This is a genomic window from Alphaproteobacteria bacterium, from assembly GCA_041396705.1.
GTDB lineage: Bacteria > Pseudomonadota > Alphaproteobacteria > CALKHQ01 > CALKHQ01 > CALKHQ01.
The window spans coordinates 1-23721 of the sequence record JAWKYB010000008.1; the positions used below are offsets into that span (position 1 = coordinate 1).

The following is a 23721-nucleotide window of genomic DNA, read 5'->3' on the forward strand; positions in this document are numbered from 1 at the left end:
AACAGAAGACCCTGCAGACTCTCGACAACCCGTTCGGCCCGAGGTTGTCACCCATGTCTTAGGTACAATCCGTTACCCATCTCTCCGGGCCGGACATTTGGCGGGATGGTGCCGATGGAGGGACTCGAACCCCCGACCCACGCATTACGAATGCGTTGCTCTACCGGCTGAGCTACATCGGCGCTCGCGGCGCGCACCGGTGGGAACCGGGCGCCGGACGCGGGCTGCTATAGCCTATTTGCCGGGGGAATGACAGGGGTTTCGGCGCCGCCGACCGCGGACCGACGTCGCCCGGCGGTCGCTCCCTGGCCCGCACTACTTGGCCGGCGCCACGACCTCAGCCGGCTTCGCACTCGCCGCCGACACCGCGGGCGGCTCGGCCGCAACCGCCTCGTCCACCTGCTGTGTCGGCACCGCGGGCGGGTCCGCCGGCGGCAGCGGCGGCAGGTCGGGCGGCAGCAGCAGCTGTTCCGGCCCGAACTGGTGCCAGCGGATCGTGCCGAAGGCGCCGCAGCTGGGGCAGTGGCTGTGCCAATCCTGGGTGACGTGGCCGCAGTCGGCACAGGTCCAGCCCTGCTGCTGGCCGAAGGCGGCGGCCTTGTCGAGCCAGCGCCGGGCGGCGGCGCTGTCGCCGGTCTGCCGCTCCTCGATCTCGGCCAGCAGCCGGTAGCGCCTGGCGCCGCCGACCGCGTCGTCGACGCCGTCCAACTGGCCGCGCGCCTCGTCATAGTGGCCGGCCTCGGCGGCGGCCCGGGCCAGCACCAGCCGGCTCTCGCTCGAGTCCGGCGCACCCTTGGTCAGGGCGGTCAGCCGCTTGTATAGCCCGATCGGCGTTTCGCCGGGATAGAGCCGGCGGCACGCGGTCGCCAGTTCCGGGTGCGGGGTCAGCGTCCAGGTGCGCGCCAGCACCTCGGCCGCGCGCTTGACGTCGCCGCGCGCCGCATGCAGGTGGGCCAGCTGGATCGCCGCCGGCACGAAGCCGGGCGCGATCTTGTGGGCATGGCGAGCGAAGGCCAGCGCGCGTTCCTGGTCGTTGCCCTGCTCCAGTGCGCGGCTGGCCTGCGACTGGATGATCGCCATCCGCCGGTTGGCCTCGTCGTCGTCATAAGCGCCCAGCCGGCGTGCGGTGCCGGTGGTCTCGAGCGCGTCCTGCCAGTCGCCGTTGCGGGTCTGCAGCTCGGCCAGGGTCTGCAGCAGCCAGGGCGAGCGCGGCCTGAGCGCGCGGGCGCGTTCCGCCAGCTTCAGCGCGCGAGCGTCGTCGCGGGCGCGCAGCGCCTGCATCAGCAGCCCGCGCAGGCCGAGGAACTCCGTCTCCGGGTCGTCGAGCATCGCCTCGAAATAGCGCCGCGCGGCGTCCTCGTCGCCCTTCAGCTGGGCGGCCTGGGCGGACAGCAGGTTCGAAAGCGGCACGCCGGTCAGCATGTGCGAGGCGCGGCGCGACTGCCGCCCGGCCTCTTCCGGATCGCCGGCGGCGACCGCGACCATGCCCATCGACAGGGCGTGCAGGCCCTTGCGCTCGCGCCGGCGGCCGAACCACCGCGCCAGCCGGTGGGGCGAGAACACGACCAGACGGAACAGCTGGAACAACAGGATGACCGCCACCACAACCAGCAGCATGGCGACGATGGCGACGCCGATGCCGGCCTCGATGCGGGTGCCCAGCCATTCGACCATCACCGTGCCGGGGTGCTCGCGGACGAACAGCCAAGCGGCGATGGCCAGGATCACCAGGACGAAGAAGGAGACGATCCAGCGCATGGGGGTTCGCTCTTCAGCCGGGCGGCAGCGCGGGCGCGGCCGTCATTCGGCCGGCGCCGGGGCCGGCGCGGATTCGCCGCCGCCATCAGGCGCCGGGGCGGGAGCCGCCGCGCCGTCGCCCTGGAAGCTGGCCATGGCGGCCCGGTTGACGGCGTCGAGCGCGCGATCGGCGGCGAGGCGCTGCTCGGCCTGGGCCAGCCAGCCGGCCGCCGCATCGGCATAGCCGGAACCCAGCGCCTCGAGGCCGCGCATGGACGCGACCGCGCCGGCGAGATCGCCCGCGGTCAGGTGCCGCTCCGCCGCCGCGAGCAGCCCGTCGACGCTGTCGGCGCCGGTCTCGTCGACCCGGCTGACCACGACCAGCCCACCCAGCTCGTCGACGATCTCGTCGAGGGTATCGTCGGGGGCGTCGCCCGGCGCGGTCAGCACGGCACGGCGCGTCTCGTCGAACGCCACCTGCAGGCCGGCCAGCGTCGGCACGCCCTGTGCGGCATGAGCCTCAAGCGGCGCCAGCTGGTCGCGAACGGCGGCGGCAAGGTCGGGCGAGATCGCGTCGGAGTCGCCCGCCAGCTGCTGAAGCGCGGCCAGTTCGTCGGCATAGGGTGCGGCGGTGCGCAGGCGCGCACCGAACTGACCCAGCGCGATCAGGAAGGCCTGCCGGCCGGCGGCAAGCTCGTCGCGTCCGGCCAGCGCGGCGATGCGCGTGTCCAGCGCCGCCGTGCGCTGGTCGATCAGCGCCGTCGCCTGGGCCAGCACGTCGGCACCGGCGGCGCGCGCGCCGTCCGCGACCCCCTGCAGGTCGCCGCGGATCTGAGCCAGCGCCGATTCCAGGTCGGCCACCGACGCCTTCAGCGCGTCGACGTCGGCCCCGCCCGCGCCCTGCTCCAGCGTCGACACCTTGGTCTCGATGGCGGCGAGGCGGTCGGCGAGGCCGCTGGTCGCCCGGTCGAGCCCGTCGATGGCCTGCTGCAGGCTGTCGAGCGCCTGGGTCACCGCCGCGGGCACTGTCGATCCGTCGCCCGCCGGGGCCGTCGCGGCCGCCCCTTCCAGCGCGTCGACACGCGCGCCGAGCGCATGCACCGCCTCAACCACATCGCTCACGCCGGAGGCACGCAGCGCATCCAGGTCGGCACGCAGGCCCGCCACGGCACCCGCATCGGCGCCGCCATTGGCCTGTTCCAGCGCCTCGATCCGCTGCGCCAGCGCATCGAGGCCGCCGTCCTGCGCGCCGGCACCCTGCCATTCCGCGAACAGGACCGGCCAGGCCAGCGCCACCAGCAGGGCGAGCACCGCGACGACCAGCGCGGCGCGGCTTCGGCCGGCAGCGGGCGCGGCCGGCTCCGGCGGCGGCTCGCTGCGCGGTGCCGCGGCCCGGCGCTGCTCGGACCGGGGCTGCTCGGACCGGGGCTGCTCGGACCGGGGTTGTTCGGACTGGGGCTGCGCGGGCTGGGATTGCGTAGGCCTGGGCTGGTCGGGCCGGGCCGGCTCCGCCGCACTCGCCCCCGGCTCCGGCGCCGGGGCGGCCGCCGGCTGCGCCATCTCCTCCGGCGGCGAAAAGCGCATCGGCGGACGTGGCCCGGCCGGACGATGGCTCCGCAACGTGCCCTGCGCCGCCGAATCCGCCACAGACGGACCGATCGCAGCCGGCACGTGCTGCGGCTGCAGCGGCGGAAGCTGGATGCCGTGCCGTGCCGCCGCGGCTGTCACCGCCGGCACCCGCGCCGCGGGGATCGTGTCGCGCTGCTTCCAGCCCTGGACGGTGCTGACCGGCACGCCGAGCTTGGCCGCCATCGGCCGGATCCCGCCGAAAACGTCGATCAGCGCCTGCGCGGCGACGTCCCGGTCGCCGGCACTCGCACCGGTGCCGGGCCCGGCGCTTTCCCTCTCGGCCATGACAGCTCCCTTGCAGCCGATCCCTCGGGCCTGCGCCCCGCGTACGGGATCGATGGCATATCGTCCACGGTCGGCTCAACCCGAATCATAATCCGGGGTTGTGACAAAAGTTCCATCTTCCGCACGCGCAGGCCGCCAGCCTGCATACATACGCCGGTGTCTTCGTTGGTCGAAACCGCCGTCAGTCCGCCCGGTCGCGATGCGGCGCCTGCAGCACCAGCTCGCGTACGAGGGCCAGCATCGACCGGCCGTCCGGATGCGACGCCACCTCCACCGCACCCCAGCGCAGCGCCTGGGCGCGGCCTGCGACGCCCTGGCTGAGACACAGCGCCGCCGCGTCGGCGAGATGCGCCTCCAGGCCGTACGCCTCGACCAGGTCGGCGAAGATTCCGGCGGTACGCGCACTGTAGAACAGGACCAGGTCGAAATGGCGCCGGCGCAGGCCGTGCTCGATCTCGCGCGGCAGCGCCTCGACGGCGCGCGCTTCGTAGACCGGAACGGGCACGCAGTCGCGATCGACCGCCGCCAGCGCCGCCCGCAGGTCGCGCGCCGTATGTACGCCGCAGGGATACAGGATGGCACCGCGGCGCGGGTCGGTGCGTTCGGCGACCAGGGCGACCAGGTCGTCGCCGTCGCCGTCGGCACTGACCACGTGGCCGAAGCCGACGGCTCGCGCCGCCGCCGCGGTGGATTCGCCGACCGCGAACACCGGAAGGTCGCGCTCCATCAGCCGCGCGCCGAGCGGCCGGTGGATCAGCGCCCGTGCGGCGCTGGCGCTGGTCAGCACGACCGCCTGCACGTCGTCCAGCCGCTGCATGGTCTCCGGCGCAGGCAGCGCCACGATCTCCAACATCGGTGCGACCGTCACGGCGAGATCGAGCGCGCGCAACGCCAGCGCGGTCTCGTCCGCCTCGGGCTGCGGCCGGGTGATCAGCGCATGCCGCGGCCGCGCCGCCGTCACGGCATCGCCCCTGCCAGGTCGCGGCCGCAGCGGTGGCCGAAGGCGGCCAGGTCAGCCGGGTTGTCGGCGGCCCGTTCCGTCCAGAGCCGCCGCACTACGCCGCGTCCGTCCGGCGCGGCGACCAAGCCTTCGAGCACGATCGCGCCGGCGCGCAGCGTCGCCAGTCCCGCGATCGGCGTGCGGCAGGAGCCGTCCAGCGCCGTCAGGAAGCCACGCTCCGCGCTGACGCAGGCCAGGGTCGGCGCATGGTTCAGCCGCGCCGCCAGCGCCAGGGCGCGCGCATCGCCGCGGCGCGCGGTGATGCCGATGGCGGCCTGCGCCACCGCCGGCAGCATCGCCTCGACCGCCAGCACATGCATCCCCGCCGGCGACAGCCCGAGCCGGCGCAGACCCGCCAGCGCCAGCAGGGTGGCGTCGGCCTCGCCGCTGGCGAGCTTGTCCAGCCGGGTGCCGACGTTGCCGCGCATCGGTGCCACCTGCAGGTCCGGCCGCGCGGCAAGCAGCTGGGCCTGCCGACGCAGCGAGGCCGTGCCGATCCGGGCGCCGTGCGGCAACATGGCAAATGCGGCACCGTCCGCGCCGTCGCCGAGCCCGGGCCGCACGATCAGCACGTCGCGCGGGTCCTCGCGCGGCAGGGCCGCGGCCAGGACCAGGCCTTCCGGCAGCGCGGTCGGCAGGTCCTTCATCGAATGGACCGCCAGGTCGACCCGGCCGTCGAGCTGGGCCTCGTCGATCTCCTTGGTGAACAGCCCCTTGCCGCCGATCTCGGCCAGGGTGCGGTCCTGCACCGCATCGCCGGTGGTGCGGATCACCACGGTCTCGACGCCGCCCTCCACCGCCAGCGCCGGGTCGGCGGCAGCCAGGCCGGCGGCGACGATGCGGGCCTGGGCAAGCGCCAGCGGGCTGCCGCGGGTGCCGATGCGGACGGGACCGCCGTCGCCGGTCACGCCCGGTCCCGCCGCCGGAACGGATGGGCGGCATAGGCGCCGAGCACCCGCACCTCCTCGGTGAAGAAATCGAGCTCCTCGAACGCCAGCCGCATCGCCGGGTCGTCGGGATGGCCTTCGGCGTCGGCGAAGAACTGCGCCGCCACGAAATGGCCGCCGATCATGTAGCTTTCCAGCCGTGTCAGGTTGACGCCATTGGTGGCGAAGCCGCCGAGCGCCTTGTACAGCGCGGCCGGCACCGAGCGGACCTGGAATACGAAGGTGGTGATGGCCGGCCCGTTGCCGGCCGCCACGTCGGAACGGTTGCGCGACAGCACCAGGAAGCGGGTGGTGTTGTGCTCCGCGTCCTCGATGTCGCTCTCGAGAACGGCCAGGCCGTAGAGTTCGGCGGCGAGCGTGGAGGCGATCACCGCGCGGCTCGTGTCCGGCTTCTCGGCCAGCTCGGCGGCGGCGCCGGCGGTATCGGCCGCCACCACCGGCCGCAGGTTCAGCTCCGCGATCCGCCGGCGGCACTGGCCGAGGGCGTGGACGTGGGTGTGCACGCTGCGGACCGTCTCCAGCGTGGCGCCGCGGTTGGCCAGCAGCTGGTGGCGGACCGGCTGGAAGTGCTCGCCGATGATGTAGAGGCCGCTGTCGGGCAGCAGGTGGTGCACGTCGGCGACCCGCCCGGCCAGCGAGTTCTCCACCGGGATCATCGCCAGATCCGCCGAACCGGTGCGCACCGCCGCGAACGCGTCCTCGAAGGCACGGCACGGCACGGTCTCCAGCTCCGGAAACACCGTGCGGCAGGCCAGGTCGGAATAGGCACCGTGCGCGCCCTGGAAGGCGATGGTGCGGGGCTGCGGCCGGGTGCTCACGCGGGCATTCCTCCTGCGACGGTGCCGCCGAGCTGGCGGCGAGCCTCTTCCAGGTCCTCCGGCGTGTCTACGCCAAGCGGCACGGTCTCGACGATGCGACAGGTGATGCGCATGCCGTTTTCCAGCAGCCGCAGCTGCTCCAGCCGCTCGCGCTGCTCCAGCGGCGCCGGCGGCAGGGCGACGAAGCGCTGCAGCGCCTGCCGGCGATAGGCGTAGATGCCGATGTGATGATAGTGCGGCCCGTCGCCGGACGGCGCGGTGGTGCGGGTGAAGTACAGCGCCGGACCCTGGATCGCGCCGGGCGCCAGCGACACGATCGCCTTGACCACGCTGGGCGCGGCGCGGTCGCGCGCATTGCTGATCTCCGCGGCGATGGTGGCCACGTCGGCGTCGCTGGTCCGCAGCGCGTCCAGGGTGGCCGCGACGTCGGACGGCGGGATGGTGGGCAGGTCGCCCTGCAGGTTCAGCACCGTGTCGTAAGCGCCCTCCGGGTCGACCTTGCCGAGCGCTTCCCAGATCCGGTCCGAGCCGGACGGGTGGTCGGGGTCGGTCATCACCGCGCGGCCTCCGGCGGCGGTCACGACCTCGGCGACCGGCGCGTCGCAGCAGGCGACCACCACCGGCCCGACGCCGGCCTCGACCGCACGGCGCAGCACCTGCACGATCAGCGGCGCCCCGGCCACGTCGGCCAGCGGCTTGTCGGGCAGCCGGCGTGCCGCCAGCCGCGCCGGAATCAACACGATCGCCGCCAACTTTCGCGCTCCTTCGCGGTCAGTGGATTGCACCTTGCGCAGCGCTGCGTCATAAGGGCGCAAATGGGATGACGCAATGCGGGCTTGGCCGTAGTTTCCCGGCGGTCTAGCCGATCTGCGCCGATGTCGTAAAGGCCATGGCGCGGGTCTCCGCATGCTGGTGCTTCCCGTCAGGGCCCGGCCGGGACCGAGGGGTCCGGGGCGGGCGGCTGCATGTTGATTCTGCCGGACGGTGTGGCGCCGTTCGTGGTTATGGAGACGATATGTCGAGCGGCATTGAAACGAACAAGATCGTCGGCGCGATCCTGACCGCGTTGCTCGTGACCGTCGCCATCGGCCATTTCGGCTCGGCGCTGTTCGGCTCGGGCGGCCATGGCGAGGCGGTGCTCGCTTACCCGGTCTCCAGCGAGGGCGCGGTCGAGGTGGCGCCGGAGCCGGTGGTGATCCCGACCGTGCTGCCGCTGCTGGCCGACGCCTCCGTCGCCGACGGCGAGGCGCTGTTCGCCGCCTGCAAGGCCTGCCACACCAACACCGACGGCGGCGCCAACGGCGTCGGACCGGCGCTGTGGGGCGTGGTCGGCCGCGACGTGGCCAGCCACGAGGGCTACAGCTATTCCGACGCGCTGAGCGGCATCGAGGGCAACTGGACCTACGAGCAGCTGAACCACTTCCTGCTCAAGCCCAGCGCCTTCGCGCCGGGCACCAAGATGGGCTTCGCCGGCCTGCCCAACGTCAACGACCGCGCCGACGTGATCGCATACCTTCGTACTCTGGACGCCAGTCCGGTCGCGCTGCCGACCCAGGACGAGATCGACGCCGCGCTGGCGGAAGAGTCGGGCGGCGGCGAGGAAGGCACCGCGGAAGAAGGCGCCGGCGCTGAGGGGGCGACCGACGACGGCACGACCGGCGAAGGCACGACCGGCGAAGGCGCCACCGACGAAGGCGCCACCGACGGCGGCGCGGCCCCGGACGCGGGCGGCGACGGCGAGGCCGCGCCGGACGAGGGCGCCGGCGAGGGCGGCGAGCAGCCCGCCCCCGAAGGCGACAACCAGGCGGGGTGAACCGGTCGCGCCTGCCAGCGATGGCGGCGTGCGACCGGACGATGACGATGGATCGCGTTCCTGACGAACTGGTGGCCTTTGCCGGCACGCTGGCCGATGCCAGCGGCCCGGTGATCCGGGCCTATTACGACAGCGGCGTGACGGTCGAGGACAAGGCCGATTCGAGCCCGGTCACCCAGGCCGACAAGGAAGCCGAAGCCGCGATCCGCGCCGTCATCGAGCGCGCATATCCCGCGCACGGCATCGTCGGCGAGGAATACGGCGCGACGCGTGCCGACGCCGACCTGGTCTGGGTGCTGGACCCGGTCGACGGCACCAAGGCGTTCATCGTCCACAAGCTGACCTTCGGCACGCTGATCGCGCTCAGCCATCGCGGCAAGCCGGTGCTGGGCGTGATCGACCAGCCGGTGCTGGGCCATCGCTGGGTCGGCGCCATCGGCCACCCGACCACGTTCAACGGGGCGCCGGTGCGCGTGCGGGCCTGCCCGCAACTGGCCGAGGCCCGGCTCAACACCACGGCGGCCGACCTGTTCGACGCGGCGCAGTTCGCCCGCTTCCTGAACATCGCGCGCGCCGCCAAGTTCTGCCACTGGGGGGGCGACTGCTACGGCTTCGGCCTGGTCGCCAGCGGCTATATCGATCTCAGCGTCGAGGCCGGCCTGAAGACCCACGACTTCATGGCGCTGGTGCCGATCATCGAGGGCGCCGGCGGCAAGGTCACCGACTGGGCCGGGCGCCCGCTGGACATGGGGTCCGACGGTACCATCATCGCTGCAGGCGATCCCGCCCTCGTGCAGCAGGCCGTGACCGCGCTCGCCTGACGGCGACGCGCGCACAAAAGCAGGAGGGGCGGCCGCAGCGCGACCGCCCCTCGCGGGTCACCGAAATCGGGAATACGCGTCAGCAGCCGGCTTCGGCCTGGTTCAGGGCGTCGCCGAGGCGGTCCTCGATGTCCAGCATGCGGTCGGACAGCCGGTTGAACGCGACCAGCAGCGCCGGCGGCGGATTGCCGAGATTGTCGCGATAGGTCGAGATGACCTGCTTCAGGTCGTCCATCGCCGCGACGATGTCGTCCCGGCTGCACACGCCGCTGGTGTCGACCGGGGTGTTGTAGAACGCGTCATAGACGACATGGGCGTCCACGCCCAGGTGGGCGATGATGTCCGTCACCTGCGACAGGTCCGATGCCGGTACCAGGGCCATCCGGTTGTTGGCCGTGACCAGGTCGATCAGCATCTCGTGCAGCATGTCGCGGCCGGCTGCTGTGGCGGTGATCGCCGCACCGGCGGGAACGGCGGCGGCCGACGCGCCGAGCAGCGCGGCGCCGAGAACGAGGTTGCGGAACTTCAACATGGGGGTTCTCCAAGAGCTGGGGTGCTAGTCTTTCGATGCGCCGTCCCGGCAGTGCGGTGACGACGCAGCTTGCACGCCCGTGCGCCTGCAACCCTGCGCACTGCCCCGAAATGACCCCGAACCGGCCGGATTCGGCGCGATCCGCCCCGAATGTCGCCGCAATCAACGGCGCGCGATCGCCGCGACGGCAGCGACGGCCGCGTCGATCTCGTCCTCGCTGTTGTAGTAGTGCGGCGAGGCGCGGACGATCGCATCGAGCCCGCGCTCGCCCATATCGAGCCGGGTCGATTCGACGGTGCTGACCGACGTGTTGACGCGCCGCGCGGCCAGCTGGCGCTGCACCGCGGCCGCCGGCATCCCTTCGACGGAAAAGGTCGCGATCGCACAGCGCACGGCGCCCTTGTCATGCACCGTGACGCCGTCGATCGCCTGCAGCCCGTCGCGCAGGCGACAGGCCAGCGCGCCCGCACGGGCCGCAATCGGCTCGAGCCCGAAGCCGAGCGCATAGTCGGCCGCGGCGGCCAGCCCGACCTTGCCGGCGACGAAGCTTTCCCAGTTCTCGAAGCGGCGTGCATCGTCCCGCAGGCGGTATCGGTCCGGCGCGGTCCACTCGGCGGCGTGCAGGTCGACGAACGGCGGCTCCAGCCGGTCGATCCAGTCGCGCCGCACCCACAGAAAGCCGGTACCGCGCGGACCGCGCAGGAACTTGCGCCCGGTGGCCGACAGCATGGTGCAGCCGATCGCCGCCACGTCGATCGGCAGCTGGCCGACCGACTGGCAGGCGTCGAGCAGGAACGGCACGCCGTGGCGCGCCGCGACCGCGCCGATCGCCGCCGCCGGATTGACCAGCCCGCCGTTGGTCGGCACGTGGGTGATCGCGACAAGGCGGGTGCGCCCGTCGATCAGCGCCGCCACGGCGTCGGGGTCGGTGGCGCCCTGGCCGTCGTCGGGCGCGACCCGGATCTCGATGCCGTCGCGCCGCGCCCGTTGCAGGAAGGCGAGGTAGTTCGAGGCATACTCGGCCTTGCCGGTGATCACCGTGTCGCCTGCCTTCAGGTCGAGCCCGTAAAAGGCCATGTCCCAGGCCCGGGTCGCATTCTCGATCAGCGCGATCTCGTCGGGCGCGCCGCCGACCAGCCGCGCCAGCGCCGCATAGGCATGATCGATGGGGTCGCGGGCGGCGGCCGCCGCCTCATAGCCGCCGATGGTCGCCTCGAGCCGCAGGTGGTCCTCGACCGCCTGCAGCACCGGCCGCGGCATCAGCCCGGCACCGGCGTTGTTCAGGTGGACCACCTCGCGGCAACCGGGCGTGTCGGCCCGGGCGCGCGCCAGGGCCGCGGGATCGATCCCGACAGGCGTCGCCGACGCCACCGTCTATTCGGCCGCGTCGGCGATCCGGTCGGCCAGCCCGCTCGGCGCGCTGCCGCGGCCGAGGCCGACATAGGCGAAGCCCAGCTCCGCCATCTGGGCTGGGTCGAAGATGTTGCGCAGGTCGACCACGACGTCGCCGCGCATGCGCTGGCGCATCATCTCCGGGCTGAAGGCGCGGAACTCGTTCCACTCGGTCAGCACCACCACCGCGTCGGCGCCGTCGACCGTCGCGGCCGCGTCGTCGCAATAGGTCACGTCCGGCAACAGCGGCCGCGCCTCGTCCATCGCCGCCGGGTCATAAGCCTTCACCTGCGCCCCCATGGCGATCAGCCGCGGCAGGATGGTCAGCGACGGCGCCTCGCGCATGTCGTCCGTATTCGGCTTGAACGCCAGCCCGAGCACGGCGACGGTGCGGCCGGCGACCGACCCGCCCATCGCCTCGGCGACCCGGTCGGCCATGGCCAGCTTGCGGGCGTCGTTGGCGGCGACCACGGCGCCGACGATGCGGCTGGGCACGCCCAGCTCCTCGCTCATCCGCACCAGCGCCAACGTGTCCTTGGGGAAGCACGAACCGCCATAGCCGGGCCCGGCGTGCAGGAACTTGGGCCCGATGCGCTTGTCGAGCCCCATCACCTTGGCGATGGTCTGCACGTCGCCGCCGATGCGGTCGCAGATGTCGGCCATCTCGTTGATGAAGGTGACCTTGGTGGCGAGGAACGCGTTGGTGGCGTACTTGGCCAACTCGGCCGATTCCAGCGTGGTCTCCACCATCGGCGTCTCGCTGAGATAGAGCACGCGGTAGAGCTGGCGCATCACCTTGCGGGCACGCACGCTGTCGGTGCCGATCACCACGCGGTCGGGCCGCATGAAATCGTTGACCGCCGAGCCCTCGCGCAGGAATTCGGGGTTGGAGACGACGTCGAACTGCGCATCCGGCCGGGTCTCGCGGATGATGCGCTCCACCCGGCGCCCGGTGCCGATCGGCACCGTCGACTTGTTGACCACCACCGTATAGCCGTCGATCGCGGCGGCGATCTGGCGGGCGGCGCCGTCGACATAGCTGAGATCGGCATGGCCGTCGCCGCGGCGGGTCGGCGTGCCGACGGCGATGAACACGACCTTCGCGCCGGCGACCACGGTCGCCAGGTCGGTGGAGAAGTGCAGCCGGCCGCTTTCGCAATTGGCCGCCACCATCTGGTCGAGGCCCGGCTCGTAGATCGGGATCTCGCCCTTCTGCAGACGCGCGATCTTGCCCGCGTCCAGGTCGACGCAGGTGACGTCGAACCCGAACTCGGCGAAACAGGCGCCCGAAACCAGGCCGACATAGCCGGCCCCGATCATCGCGATGCGCATCGCGCTCTCCCCAGCCTGGCGCCCGCAGGGGCGCGCATGGTCCGGCAAAGGCTCTAGCCGATTTGGCTGTGCGCGTCGATAGCGGCAGACCCGAGCCGGCGCCTTGCCCTGGCCACGTTCGTGCGTCCTAATGCCACGACGGCGACAGCGGCAGGGAGACGCGGCAGCAATGGCACTTCGATTCAGATTCGGCCGCATGGCGGCCGCCGGCATCCTGCTCGCCGCCGGCCTCGGCGCCACCACGCCGGCCAGCGCCGACTTGTTCGGGCGGCAAGGCACCGGCGAGACGGCCGACGGCACGCAGCAATCCAGCGCAGCGCCGGCGTTCACCGCGGAGGATCTGGTCGCCGCGCTGCCGGCGCGCTGGCACGGCACGTTCGCCTGGGACGACGGCGCGGCGTTCTTCATCGAGCTGGAGATCGTCAAGCTGACGCCGCGCCCCGACGGCGAGATCGCGTTCAACGCCGAGAGCCACTGGCTGCCCGACGGACTGCAGGCCCGCATGTCGGGCCGGATCGATCCGGCCACCCTGGCCGTGCGGATCTGGGAGATCGCCGACGACGCCAGCGCGGCGGACTTCGAGAGCGACGGCGAATATGACGGCGCCTTCACCGTCGACCTCTGGGAGCTGCGGGCGCGCTGGCAGACGACCGGCACGGACGAGAGCGGCACGCTGGTGCTGATCGCCGACGCCGAGCCGGTGCAGCCGACCGGGGACGCCGCCGAGGCGCCGGCCGAATAGCGCACATCGCCTGCCTACCTCTCCCATTGAGCCGCACAGCGCGGCCCGATAGCATGGCCGCCAACCAGAAGGGCGCGGCCTGCGCCCGAGTTGGGGGAACAGGAGAGGGCACATGACTGGAACCAAGACCGTCCGCCGCGCCGGCCTGGTGGCTGCGACCAGCCTGCTGGCGCTGGCCGCCGCGGCCGGTACCGCCTCGGCAGAGGTGAAGATGGGCGCGCTGATGGGCATCACCGGCGATCTGGCGAGCTTCATCCCGCCGATCCTCGACGCCGCCAACCTGGCGGTGACCGAGGTCAACGCCCAGGGCGGCATCCTCGGCGGGCAGGAGCTGGTGCTGGCGGTCGGCGACACCCAAGCGACCGCGCAGGGCGCGGTCGACGCCGCGACCAAGCTGGTCAACGTCGACAACGTGGCGGCGGTCATGGGTGCGCTCGCCAGCGGCGCCACCATCGCGGCGGCCAATGCGGTGTGCATCCCGAACGGCGTGCTGCAGGTCTCGCCGACCTCGACCTCTCCGGAAATGACCACGCTGGAGGACAACGACTTCCTGTTCCGCGTGATCCCCAGCGACGACTTCCAGGGCATCGCGCTGGCCAAGATGCTGCTGGACGAAGGCATCACCTCGGTCGCGCTGACCTATGTCAACAACGACTACGGCGTCGGCATCGCCGGCACCTTCCGCGAGGCCTATACGGCGGCCGGCGGCACAATCACCGGCGACCAGGTCCATGAGCCGGAGAAGAGCTCCTACCGGTCCGAGCTGGCCACGCTGGCCTCCGCCGGCGACGCCCAGGCGCTGGTGCTGATCGCCTATGCCGCCGGCAGCGGCATCACCATCGTCCGCCAGGCGCTGGAAAACGGCTTCTTCGACCGGTTTGTCGGCACCGACGGCCTGCGCGACAACCTGCTGATCCAGGAGATCGGCGCGGAGAACCTGGAAGGCATCATGTTCTCGTCGCCGACCTCGCCGCCCGCATCCACAGCCGGCGAGAAGTTCGAGGCCAACTACACGGCCGCCTACGAGACCACCAACGACAAGTTCTTCATCCAGCAGACCTACGACGCCACCTTCCTGGTCGCGCTGGCGATCGAGAAGGCCGGCTCCACCGACCGCGCCGCGATCCGCGACGCGCTGCGCGAGGTCGCCAATCCGCCGGGAGAGATCATCGAGCCCGGCGAATGGGCCAAGGCGCTGGCGCTGATTGCCGCCGGCACCGACATCGACTACAACGGCGTCGCCGGACCGGCCGACTTCGACGAGAATGGCGACGTGGCCGGCTATATCGGCAAGTTCGTGCTCGAGAACGGCGAGTTCGTCGAAGCAGGCATCATCGACGTCGAGTAGCTCCGTCGCCCTTTTCACCGCGCTCGCCCGCCGCGATGGCCAGCCTGCCGTCGCGGCGAGGCGGCCGGTGCGCACGGTGACGGTCGGCAAGTGCCGACCGGACGCTCGCGGCCCGCTGCCGACATCGACCGTTGCCCGCCGCCGCCCTGCGTGAAGGGGCGTCGCGCCGCGGAAAGTGCAGGGTCGCAGCGATCGTGAAGCGGACACTGATTTTCATTGTCGTGCTGGTGGTTCTCGTCGGCGTCATCGGCGGATTCGGCTATTTCCAGTTCGTGGTGAAGCCCCAGCTGATCCGCGAGGTCATAGCCGGCTCGCCGCGTCCGCCGACCACCGTCGCCGCGCAGCCGGCCACGCTGGAGTCCTGGCTGCCGCAGTTGCGGGCGGTCGGCTCCCTGATCGCGGTTCAGGGCATCGAGGTCGCGCCCGAGGTCAGCGGCATCGTGACCGCCGTGCATTTCCAGTCCGGCGACGAAGTCGTCAGCGGCGCCCCGCTGTTCGACCTCGACGACTCCACCAATCAGGCCGACCTGCAATCGGCATTGGCAACACTGCGGCAGATGGAGCTGGAGCAGGAGCGGCAGCGCACCCTGCTTGCGCAGCGCAACACGTCGCAGGCCAACTTCGACCGTTCGCTGGCCGACCGCGACACCGCGGACGCCGCCGTCCAGCGCGTGCAGGCCGTCATCGCGCAGAAATCGGTGGTGGCGCCGTTCGACGGCAGGCTGGGGCTGCGTCAACTGGACGTCGGCGAATTCGTTGCGGCCGGCACGCCCGTGGTCACGCTCCAACAACTCGATCCGATCCACCTGGATTTCAGCGTGCCGGAACAGGCGATCCCCAACATCGCGGTCGGCCAGGCGGTCGAGGTGGCCGTCGAGGCCTACCCCGACCGCGCATTCGCCGGCACGGTGCAAGCGATCAACGCGCGGGTCGACCAGGCGACCCGCAACATCCAGGTCCGCGCCGAGCTTGCCAACCCGGACCGCCAATTGCTGCCTGGCATGTTCGCGACGGTGCGCGTGGTGATCGGCGAGGCCCAGCCCGTGGTCACAGTGACCGAAACCGCCATCACATACAGCCTGTATGGCGACAGCGTCTTCGTCGTCGTTGCCGCGCCGTCGGCCGAAGGCGCGCAAGCGGCCGGGCCAACGCCCGAGAACGCAACGACTGCGCTCGCGGTCGAACGGCGATTCGTCACGGTGGGCGAGACGCGCGGCACCCGAACCTCGGTCGTTGCCGGCCTCGCCGCCGGCGAGATCGTGGTCAGCGAGGGCCAGATCAAGCTGTGGAACGGGGCGCCCGTGGTGGTCGACAACCAGAACGCGCTGGCCGAGCCGGCCGCCCTGCCGCGGGAATAGCCGCCGTGGCATTCACCGACCGGTTCATCCTGCGGCCGGTGCTGGCCAGCGTGGTCAGCCTGCTGATCCTGCTGGTCGGCGGCGTCGCCGGGTTCAGCCTGCAGGTGCGCCAGTATCCGGAGCTGACCAACACCACGATCTCGATCACAACAGCCTACCCGGGCGCGAATGCGGACCTGATCAAGGGCTTCATCACCACGCCGATCGAACAGGCCGTGGCCAGCGCGGAAGGCATCGACACGCTGGTCTCGACGTCGCGGCAGAACGTCTCGACGGTAACCTTGAATCTCAGGCTCGGCGCCGATCCCGACCGGGCTGTGGCCGACGTGCTCTCCAAGGTCAACCAGGTCGCCGGCGTCCTGCCGCGCGAGGCCAACGACCCGGTGGTGACGAAGCAGACCGGCGACGGCTTTGCCCTGATGTACCTGTCGTTCAACTCCGAACAGATGGGCGCCTCGCAGATCACCGACTACATCAGCCGGGTGGTGCAGCCGACGCTGCAGACCATCGACGGCGTCGCCAACGCCCAGATCCTTGGCGGCCAGGTCTTCGCGATGCGGGTCTGGCTGGACCCGGGGCGAATGGCGGCGTTCGACGTGACGCCCGGCGAGGTCGGCGCCGCGCTGGCGGCCAACAACTTCACGACCGCCGCCGGCCAACTGAAGAACGCCTATACCCAGACCGGCATCGACGCCGTCACGGCCCTGGACGATGCCGACGCCTTCGGCCAGCTGGTCGTCGCCAGCCGCGGCGACACGCTGATCCGGATCAGCGATGTCGCCACCGTGGATCTCGGCCCGCAGAACGTGGACTCGTCGACCGTTTTCGACGGGCTGAAGGCCGTGTTCATCGGGATCTACGCGACGCCCAGCGCCAACCCGCTGACCGTGATCAACGACGTGCGCGCGGCGTTTCCCGGGATCCAGGCACAGCTGCCGCCGACGATCGCCGGCGCGATCGCCTATGACGCGACCGAGTTCATCCGCGCCTCGATCGACGAGGTCGCCGTCACCCTCGGCGAAGCCGCACTCATCGTCATCGTCGTCATCTTCCTGTTCCTCGGCGACCTGCGCTCCACCCTGATCCCGGTCGTCACCATACCGCTGTCGCTGGTCGGCGTACTGATCGTGCTGCTGGCGCTCGGCTACTCGATCAACCTGATCACCTTGCTCGCGCTGGTCCTGGCCATCGGTCTGGTGGTCGACGACGCCATCGTCGTGGTCGAGAACATCTATCGCCATGTCGAGGACGGCATGCCGCCGATGCAGGCGGCGCTGCGCGGCGCGCGCGAGATCGTCATGCCGGTGATCTCGATGACGATCACGCTCGCAGCGGTCTATGCGCCGATCGGCTTCGTCGGCGGCCTGACCGGCGCGCTGTTCCGCGAGTTCGCCTTCACACTGGCCGGGTCGGTGTTCGTCTCGGGCGTGATCGCGCTGACGCTGTCGCCGATGATGTGCGCACGCCTGCTCAAGCACCGGCCCGGCGGGCGTGGCGGCGCGCGCGGCTTCGCGGGCGCGCTCGACCGCATGTTCGCCGCGCTGCGTCGCCGCTACCAGCGGCGGCTGCACCGCACCCTCAACTTCCGCGCGCTGACACTGCTGGTGCTGGTCGGCATCACCGTATTCACCGGCCTGCTCTACCTCACCACGCCGCAGGAGCTGGCGCCGGAGGAAGACCAGGGCGTGCTGCTGACCCTGGTCAAGACACCCCAATATGCCAACCTCGACTATCTGGAGGCCTCCACCGACCTGCTGCAAAGGGTCAGTGGCCAGATTCCGGAACGGGAGCACTTCTTCGGCATCAACGGCCTTGGCGATGTCCACAGCGGCTTCGCCGGCCTGATCCTGCAGCCCTGGGCAGAGCGGGACCGGAGCGCGAAGGAAATCCTGCAGTCGCTGCAGGCGCCGCTCGCCACCGTGCCCGCCGCACAGATCCTCGCGTTCTCGCCGCCGCCATTGCCCGGGTCGACCGGCGGTACACCGGTGCAGTTCGTGGTGACCACGATCGGCGACCAGCGCCAGCTGGCGGAGACCGTCGAAGCGCTGCAACTGGCGGCGCTGCAGAGCGGCCTGTTCATCTTCACCGACACCGACCTGAAGTTCGACACGCCGCAAGTCCGTCTGACGGTGAACCAGGACAAGGCCAACCTGCTGGGCGTCACCATGCAGGACATCGGCAGCACGCTGTCGACCCTGCTGGGCGGCAACTATGTCAATCGCTTCAATCTGTACGGCCGCAGCTATCAGGTCATCCCGCAGGTGCCGCGCGATGCGCGGCAGACGGCCGACTGGCTCGGCCGGTTCCGGGTCCGCGCCGGCGACGGCACCCAGATACCGCTGTCGACGGTGGTCGACATCGCCGGCGCCGTGCAACCCAACGCCCTGACCACCTTCCAGCAGCTCAACGCGGCCACCCTGTCCGGGGTGCCGTTCCCGGGCCGGACGCTGGGCGAGGCGCTGGAGTTCCTGGAGACGACGGCGCAGACGACGCTGCCCGACGGCTTCACATACGATTTCCAGGGCCAGAGCCGGCAATACGTCCAGGAGGGCAACACGCTCGCGCTGACCTTCGTATTCGCGCTGGTCGTCATCTTCCTGGTCCTGGCCGCCCAGTTCGAGAGCTTCCGCGACCCGCTCACCATCCTGATCGCCCTGCCCACCTCGATGTTCGGCGCCCTGCTGCCGCTGAACGTGATGGGGCTGATGGGGCAGGCCAGCATCAACATCTACTCGCAGATCGGGCTGGTCACGCTGGTCGGACTGATTTCCAAGCACGGTATCCTGATGGTCGAGTTCGCCAACAAGCTGCAGGAACAGGGGATGTCGCGCCGCGAGGCCATCGAGACCGCGGCCGGTGTGCGCCTGCGGCCGATCCTGATGACCACGGCCGCAATGGTCGTCGCCATGGTCCCGCTGCTGACTGCGACCGGCGCCGGCGCGGCGAGCCGGTTCAACATCGGCGTGGTCATCGCCGCCGGCATGACGATCGGCACCCTGTTCACACTGTTCGTGACTCCTGCGGTCTACACCCTGATCGCGCGCGATCACAGCCGCAGGCCCGGTGCGGAATCCGTGGCCCGGCCGGCGGCCGAGCCGTCCTGAACGTCGCATCGGCGCTGCCGCTCGTGGCTTGACCCTGCCGGACGGGCACGCATAAATGACGGCCGCAGTTCCCGGCCGAATCCCGTCTGCGGGATTGCCGCGGTCCGGAGTTGAAGGGAGCACCGATGTCGACGCAGAGCCGCAGCCTGCCACCCTATATGAATGTCGTCTGGCCGACCCGGGCGGAACCGCAGTCGCGCCTGCTGCGCGCCGTGATCCTGGCCGTCGTCGGCTCCGCACTGCTGGCGATCTCGGCGCATGTCAAGGTGCCGTTCTACCCGGTGCCGATGACGCTGCAGACCGGCGTGGTGCTGCTGATCGGGCTGGCCTACGGCTGGAAGCTGGGCGTCGCCACGGTGGCGCTGTACCTGGTCGAGGGCGCGGTCGGCCTGCCCGTGTTCACCAGCGGCGTCGGCCTCGCCTATCTGGCCGGACCGACCGGCGGCTACCTCGCCGGCTTCATCGTCGCTGCCGCCATCACCGGCTGGGCGGCCGAACGTGCGCCGCACTGGCTGGCGCTGATCGCCGCCGTCGTCGTCGCCGAGATCTGCATCTTCATGCTCGGCGTCGGCTACCTGTCCACGCTGATCGGCTTCGATGCGGCGGTGGAGAACGGCCTGGTGCCGTTCGTCTACGGCGACATCCTGAAGACCGCCGCCGCCGTTGCGCTGGCCCTCGCCGGCCGCCGCCACGTGCAGGCCTGGCTGGCGCGCGGCCAGGGCTGATCCCGGCCCGAACCGGGCGGCGCATCCGGCGCCGCCAGGCACGCATCCGTCGAGCGGGGGAACGGCCATGGCCGCACGGTTCTGGGACGACCTGAGCGATTCCGACCGGGAGATCGCCTACAGCCCGCGCCATGGCGTGCCCGACGCCGAGCGGATCATCGAAGGCTGGCTGTCGCGCTCGGCCGCGATCGCGGCGGAGAGCCCGCCGGAGACGGTCGCCTACGGCGACGGCGGCCGGCACCGGCTGCACCTGTTCCCGCTTGCCGACCCGGCGGCGCCGACCTGCTTCTTCATCCATGGCGGCTACTGGCAGTCGCGCGAGCCGAAGGACTTCTACTTCCTGGCCCGCGACCTCAACGCCGCCGGCTTCAGCGTCATCCTGCCCGGCTACGACCTGTGCCCCGACGTGCGGCTGGCCGAGATCTGCGTCCAGCTCGAGCGGGCCTACGATGCCGCCCATGCGCGAGTCGGCCGGCCGATGCTGGTCGGCGGCCATTCCGCCGGCGGTCACCTTTGCGGCTGGCTGATGACCCGGCCCGGCAACCGCGACCGTATCGCCGCCGGCCTGCCGGTGTCCGGCGTGTTCGAGCCGGAGCCGCTGATCGGCACCTGGATCAACGACAAGGTCGGCATGGACGCGGCCGAGGCGGAGCGCTGCTCGGCGATGCGCGCGCCGGTGGCCGCGCTGTGCCCGACCCGCACGCTGGTCGGCGGGGCGGAGAGCCGGCAGTTCCACCTGCAGGCCGAGCTGTGGACCGACAAGCTGAAGGCGGCCGGCGCCGATGCCGACTGGATCTCGGTCACCGGCTGCAACCACTTCGACATCCTCGACCACGTGCCGGACCACGCCCGCGGGGTGTGGGGCCGGGTCGACGGCCGCGCCTGAGCCGCGGCCCGACCTGACTGTCGCGGCCCTGCGCCGGGGCTATTTCGCCGCCATCAGCCCGACCGGGGCGCCGAGCGCATCGGCCGCCTGCAGGGTCTCCACCGCCTCGTGCGTGCTGAGGAAGACGCGGCCGGGCTGCATGTGTTCCAGCAGATGGCTGCGCTGCAGCCGGTCCATCACCGGGCCCTTGACCTCGGCCAGGTGGAAGGTCACGCCCGCCGCCTTCAGCGATTCGATCAGCGTTTCCAGCGACTCCAGCGCGCTGAGGTCGATGACGTTGACCGCGCTGCAGATCAGCACCACGTGGCGCAGCTGCGGGCGCTCGGCCGCCTCGGCGGCGATGGTGGTCTCCAGGAAGCGGGCATTGGCGAAGAACAGGCTCTCGTCGATGCGGATCAGCAGCATCGACGGGTCGGTCCGTACCGCGTGCCGCTTGACGTTGCGGAAGTGCTCGGTGTCGCCGACCCGGCCGACGATGGCGTAGTGCGGTCGCGCGGTGCGCCACATCAGCAGCCCCAGCGACACGCCGAGGCCGATCAGGATGCCGGTCTCCACGTTCAGCAGCAGCACGCCGAGGAAGGTGGCCGACAGCGCCGCCGCGTCTGGCTTGTTGTAGCGCCAGGCGGTGACGAACGCCTTCACGTCGATCAGGTTGATCACCGAGACGACGATGATCGCGGCCAGCGCCGCCGGCGGCAGCGGCCGGAACAGCGGCGGCAGCACCAGCACGGTGACCGCGACCAGCGCGGCGGTGAAGATCGCCGACAGCTGGGTGACCGCGCCGGCATCGAAGTTGACGTTGGAGCGGCCGAAGCCGCCGGTGACCGGATAGCCGCCGGTGAACGCCGCCGCCAGGTTGGCCGCGCCGAGGCCGACCAGTTCGTTGTTGGCGTTGACCCGCTGGCGCCGCATGGCGCCGAGCGCGGTGGCGACGGCGACGCTTTCCAGAAACCCGATCAGGGCGATCAGCGCGGCCGCCGGCAACAGCGCCAGCCAAAGCGCCCGGTCGAACGCCGGCAGGGTCAGCGGCGGCAGGCCGGTGGGAATGTGGCCGACCACCTTGACGCCGGCGCTCTGGTCGAGACCGAGCGCGAACACCGCCAGGGTCGCGGCGGCCTCCAGCAGCAGCGGGCCGGCGCGCACCGCGGTCTGCGCCAGCATGCGCCCGCGGCCACGGGCGAGACGCTTGGCCCTGCGCGCTGCCGGGCCGCGCAGCAGCAGCAGGAATGCGATGCCGCCGCCGCCGATCAGCAGCGTCACCCAGTTGGTGTCGCCGAGGCGGCCGGCGAGCTCGGCGAGCAGGTCGACCACCGACTCCGACCGCGGCATCGCGATGCCGAGGATGTCCTTCAGGTTGCTGAGCCCGATGACGATGGCCGCCGCGCTGGTGAAGCCGGAGATCACCGGGTGGCTGATGAAGTTGACCAGGTGGCCGGCGCGGATCGCTGCCAGGGCCACGCTGATCAGGCCGACTTCGAGCGCCAGCACCAGCGCCGCGGCGACATAGGCATCGCTGCCGGACTCGGCCACCGGCGCCAGCGCCGCCGCGGTCAGCAGCGAGACGATTGCGACCGGGCCGACCGCCAGCGTGCGGCTGGTGCCGAACACGGCATAGGCGAGCAGCGGTGCGATGCTGGCGTAGAGCCCGGCCTGCGGCGGCATGCCGGCGAGCAGCGCATAGGCCATCGCCTGCGGCACGATCATGATCGCGGTGATGGTGCCGGCCATCAGGTCGCCGCCGAGATCGGCGCGCCGGTACGTCCTCAGCCAGCCGAGGATGGGCAGGATCTGGGCGGGCTTCATCGCGCCGGTCGTCCGTTCCCTGACATCATGGTCGATGCACCCGTCGCATCGCACCGGTGCCGCGGCATTGATCCGTCGCAATCAGGCGGGCACATCGACGGTCGCGTTCGCCGCCCGCGCCACGGGCGCGCAATAGAGCGCGTACAGCACCTCGATCACGCGGCGGGCGTCGTCGCCGGCAAGGCTGTAATGGACGGTCTGGGCCTCGCGTCGCGTCGTCACCAGCCCGTCCTTGCGCAACAGCGCCAGTTGCTGCGAGACGGTGCTCTGCCGCAGGTCCAGCGCCTCGGCCAGCGCGCCCACCGATTTCTCGCCCTGGGCGAGCTGGCACAGCAGCATCAGCCGGTTCTCGCTCGCCAGCGCCCGCATCAGATCGGCCGCCCTGCGGCTGGCCTTTTGCATGTCGTCTAAATTCATACTTGCGTATATACGCATTTACGAACATATATGTCAACGTCTCGTTGCCGTCCGGCACGGGAAATTGATCGTCGACAATGCGTATCGGCGGAACTTCGGCCCGATTGGCCGACCGATGGGCAAGAGCCAAGGGAGAACGCGCAATGAACCCGACAGTGAAGGCCTTTTTCGACGAGGCGACGTTCACCGTGTCCTACGTGGTGTCGGACCCCGAAGGCCGCAAATGCGCCATCGTCGATTCGGTGCTGGACTACGATCCGAAGGCGGGACGTACCGCCACGGCTTCGGCGGACGCGGTCATCGCCTATGTGCGCGCGAACAACCTCGAGGTCGAGTGGATCCTCGAGACCCACGCCCATGCCGACCACCTGTCGGCGGCGCCCTATCTGAAGAAGACGCTCGGCGGCCGCACCGCGATCGGCGAGCACATCCGCACCGTGCAGGACACCTTCAAGAAGGTGTTCAACGCGGAGGCCGGCTTTCGCACCGACGGCTCGCAGTTCGACCACCTGTTCAGGGACGGCGAGACCTTCAGGATCGGCGGGCTGGAGGGCCGGGTGATGCACACCCCGGGCCACACCCCGGCCTGCATCACCTATGTGATCGGCGACGCCGCCTTTGTCGGCGACACCATGTTCATGCCGGACTACGGCACCGCGCGCTGCGACTTCCCGGGCGGCAATGCGGGCACGCTCTACGACTCGATCCGCAAGGTGCTGTCGCTGCCGGCCGAGACCCGGCTGTTCATGTGCCACGACTACAAGGCGCCCGGCCGCGACGCATATGCGTGGGAGACCACGGTGGCGGCGGAGCGCAGCGGCAACGTCCACGTGCGCGACGGCGTCTCCAGGGACGAGTTCGTCGCCATGCGCACCGCTCGCGACAAGACGCTGGAGATGCCGGTGCTGATCCTGCCGTCGGTGCAGGTCAACATGCGCGCCGGCCAGCTGCCCCCGGCCGAGGACAACGGCATCACCTACCTGAAGATTCCGGTGAACGCGCTCTGAGCGGCGCGCATCCCTGGGGAGGCAC

General features: G+C 71.1%; 20 protein-coding genes and 1 tRNA gene. 9 read left to right on the forward strand and 12 right to left on the reverse strand.

The features are described 5' to 3' along the window. Positions 1-106: 106 nt before the first annotated feature. From R3F55_12480 to R3F55_12510, 7 genes are all read right to left on the reverse strand, one after another. A tRNA-Thr gene (locus tag R3F55_12480) sits at positions 107-182 on the reverse strand. A gap of 133 nt (positions 183-315) precedes the next feature. Next, positions 316-1758 (reverse strand): heme biosynthesis HemY N-terminal domain-containing protein, encoded by a 1443-nt coding sequence (locus tag R3F55_12485; protein MEZ5668229.1) that lies wholly within the window; start codon positions 1756-1758, stop codon positions 316-318. A gap of 42 nt (positions 1759-1800) precedes the next feature. After that, positions 1801-3651, reverse strand: a complete 1851-nt coding sequence (locus R3F55_12490; GenBank protein ID MEZ5668230.1) for a hypothetical protein — start codon at positions 3649-3651, stop codon at positions 1801-1803. A gap of 181 nt (positions 3652-3832) precedes the next feature. Beyond that, entirely contained in the window at positions 3833-4612 is a 780-nt protein-coding gene (locus R3F55_12495; protein ID MEZ5668231.1) for a uroporphyrinogen-III synthase, read from the reverse strand. Next, on the reverse strand, positions 4609-5559 hold the full coding sequence (gene hemC, locus R3F55_12500) for a hydroxymethylbilane synthase (protein ID MEZ5668232.1): 951 nt from the start codon (positions 5557-5559) through the stop codon (positions 4609-4611). Before hemC ends, R3F55_12495 begins: the two co-directional genes overlap by 4 nt. Beyond that, the gene (locus R3F55_12505) at positions 5556-6416 is read right to left on the reverse strand and encodes a prephenate dehydratase (GenBank protein MEZ5668233.1); all 861 of its coding nucleotides are present in this window, start codon (positions 6414-6416) and stop codon (positions 5556-5558) included. Before R3F55_12505 ends, hemC begins: the two co-directional genes overlap by 4 nt. Then, positions 6413-7201, reverse strand: coding sequence for a 3-deoxy-manno-octulosonate cytidylyltransferase (locus R3F55_12510; protein ID MEZ5668234.1), 789 nt, complete (start codon positions 7199-7201; stop codon positions 6413-6415). Before R3F55_12510 ends, R3F55_12505 begins: the two co-directional genes overlap by 4 nt. A 230-nt stretch (positions 7202-7431) precedes the next feature. On the opposite strand from R3F55_12510, the gene R3F55_12515 reads away from it, so the two are divergent. Further along, entirely contained in the window at positions 7432-8229 is a 798-nt protein-coding gene (locus R3F55_12515; protein ID MEZ5668235.1) for a cytochrome c family protein, read from the forward strand. A 47-nt stretch (positions 8230-8276) separates the two neighbouring features. Further along, positions 8277-9050 (forward strand): inositol monophosphatase family protein, encoded by a 774-nt coding sequence (locus tag R3F55_12520; protein MEZ5668236.1) that lies wholly within the window; start codon positions 8277-8279, stop codon positions 9048-9050. A 79-nt stretch (positions 9051-9129) separates the two neighbouring features. On the opposite strand, the gene R3F55_12525 is transcribed toward R3F55_12520, so the two are convergent. From R3F55_12525 to R3F55_12535, 3 genes are all read right to left on the reverse strand, one after another. Continuing rightward, on the reverse strand, positions 9130-9582 hold the full coding sequence (locus tag R3F55_12525; GenBank protein MEZ5668237.1) for a hypothetical protein: 453 nt from the start codon (positions 9580-9582) through the stop codon (positions 9130-9132). 162 nt (positions 9583-9744) lie between these two features. Next, positions 9745-10953, reverse strand: a complete 1209-nt coding sequence (locus R3F55_12530; protein MEZ5668238.1) for an aminotransferase class V-fold PLP-dependent enzyme — start codon at positions 10951-10953, stop codon at positions 9745-9747. 3 nt (positions 10954-10956) lie between these two features. Continuing rightward, positions 10957-12306, reverse strand: a complete 1350-nt coding sequence (locus tag R3F55_12535; GenBank protein MEZ5668239.1) for a UDP-glucose/GDP-mannose dehydrogenase family protein — start codon at positions 12304-12306, stop codon at positions 10957-10959. A gap of 169 nt (positions 12307-12475) precedes the next feature. Here R3F55_12535 and R3F55_12540 point away from each other — a divergent pair, with 169 nt between their 5' ends. From R3F55_12540 to R3F55_12565, 6 genes are all read left to right on the forward strand, one after another. Further along, positions 12476-13048, forward strand: coding sequence for a hypothetical protein (locus tag R3F55_12540; protein ID MEZ5668240.1), 573 nt, complete (start codon positions 12476-12478; stop codon positions 13046-13048). Between the two features lie 112 nt (positions 13049-13160). Next, positions 13161-14396, forward strand: coding sequence for an ABC transporter substrate-binding protein (locus R3F55_12545; GenBank protein MEZ5668241.1), 1236 nt, complete (start codon positions 13161-13163; stop codon positions 14394-14396). 131 nt (positions 14397-14527) lie between these two features. Then, positions 14528-15754 carry an efflux RND transporter periplasmic adaptor subunit gene (locus tag R3F55_12550; protein MEZ5668242.1) on the forward strand — a complete coding sequence of 409 codons (1227 nt, stop codon included), beginning with the start codon at positions 14528-14530 and terminating at the stop codon, positions 15752-15754. A gap of 5 nt (positions 15755-15759) precedes the next feature. Then, entirely contained in the window at positions 15760-18858 is a 3099-nt protein-coding gene (locus tag R3F55_12555) for an efflux RND transporter permease subunit (protein ID MEZ5668243.1), read from the forward strand. Between the two features lie 125 nt (positions 18859-18983). Next, positions 18984-19583, forward strand: a complete 600-nt coding sequence (locus tag R3F55_12560) for a biotin transporter BioY (GenBank protein MEZ5668244.1) — start codon at positions 18984-18986, stop codon at positions 19581-19583. Positions 19584-19650: 67 nt separating this feature from the next. Then, the gene (locus R3F55_12565; GenBank protein ID MEZ5668245.1) at positions 19651-20469 is read left to right on the forward strand and encodes an alpha/beta hydrolase; all 819 of its coding nucleotides are present in this window, start codon (positions 19651-19653) and stop codon (positions 20467-20469) included. Positions 20470-20508: 39 nt separating this feature from the next. Here the strand turns inward: R3F55_12565 and sulP are convergent, their stop codons facing one another. Together sulP and R3F55_12575 are read right to left on the reverse strand one after the other, a co-directional pair. Next, a complete protein-coding gene (gene sulP / locus R3F55_12570) occupies positions 20509-22272 on the reverse strand; it encodes a sulfate permease (protein MEZ5668246.1) in 1764 nt (587 codons plus the stop codon). Positions 22273-22353: 81 nt separating this feature from the next. Continuing rightward, positions 22354-22674 (reverse strand): metalloregulator ArsR/SmtB family transcription factor, encoded by a 321-nt coding sequence (locus R3F55_12575; GenBank protein ID MEZ5668247.1) that lies wholly within the window; start codon positions 22672-22674, stop codon positions 22354-22356. Positions 22675-22832: 158 nt separating this feature from the next. Between R3F55_12575 and R3F55_12580 the strand changes: the two genes are divergently transcribed. Beyond that, on the forward strand, positions 22833-23696 hold the full coding sequence (locus R3F55_12580; GenBank protein ID MEZ5668248.1) for an MBL fold metallo-hydrolase: 864 nt from the start codon (positions 22833-22835) through the stop codon (positions 23694-23696). The last annotated feature ends 25 nt before the right edge of the window (positions 23697-23721 follow it).

Excerpts from the sequence above, each read along its gene's own strand:
- R3F55_12575 (MEZ5668247.1), bottom strand. The coding sequence starts at position 22,674 with ATGCAAAAGGCCAGCCGCAGGGCGGCCGATCTGATGCGGGCGCTGGCG.
- R3F55_12490 (MEZ5668230.1), bottom strand. The coding sequence starts at position 3,651 with ATGGCCGAGAGGGAAAGCGCCGGGCCCGGCACCGGTGCGAGTGCCGGC.
- sulP (MEZ5668246.1), bottom strand. The coding sequence starts at position 22,272 with ATGAAGCCCGCCCAGATCCTGCCCATCCTCGGCTGGCTGAGGACGTAC.
- R3F55_12485 (MEZ5668229.1), bottom strand. The coding sequence starts at position 1,758 with ATGCGCTGGATCGTCTCCTTCTTCGTCCTGGTGATCCTGGCCATCGCC.
- R3F55_12545 (MEZ5668241.1), top strand. The coding sequence starts at position 13,161 with ATGACTGGAACCAAGACCGTCCGCCGCGCCGGCCTGGTGGCTGCGACC.
- R3F55_12580 (MEZ5668248.1), top strand. The coding sequence starts at position 22,833 with ATGAACCCGACAGTGAAGGCCTTTTTCGACGAGGCGACGTTCACCGTG.
- R3F55_12560 (MEZ5668244.1), top strand. The coding sequence starts at position 18,984 with ATGTCGACGCAGAGCCGCAGCCTGCCACCCTATATGAATGTCGTCTGG.
- R3F55_12565 (MEZ5668245.1), top strand. The coding sequence starts at position 19,651 with ATGGCCGCACGGTTCTGGGACGACCTGAGCGATTCCGACCGGGAGATC.
- R3F55_12525 (MEZ5668237.1), bottom strand. The coding sequence starts at position 9,582 with ATGTTGAAGTTCCGCAACCTCGTTCTCGGCGCCGCGCTGCTCGGCGCG.
- R3F55_12535 (MEZ5668239.1), bottom strand. The coding sequence starts at position 12,306 with ATGCGCATCGCGATGATCGGGGCCGGCTATGTCGGCCTGGTTTCGGGC.
- R3F55_12520 (MEZ5668236.1), top strand. The coding sequence starts at position 8,277 with ATGGATCGCGTTCCTGACGAACTGGTGGCCTTTGCCGGCACGCTGGCC.
- R3F55_12540 (MEZ5668240.1), top strand. The coding sequence starts at position 12,476 with ATGGCACTTCGATTCAGATTCGGCCGCATGGCGGCCGCCGGCATCCTG.
- R3F55_12515 (MEZ5668235.1), top strand. The coding sequence starts at position 7,432 with ATGTCGAGCGGCATTGAAACGAACAAGATCGTCGGCGCGATCCTGACC.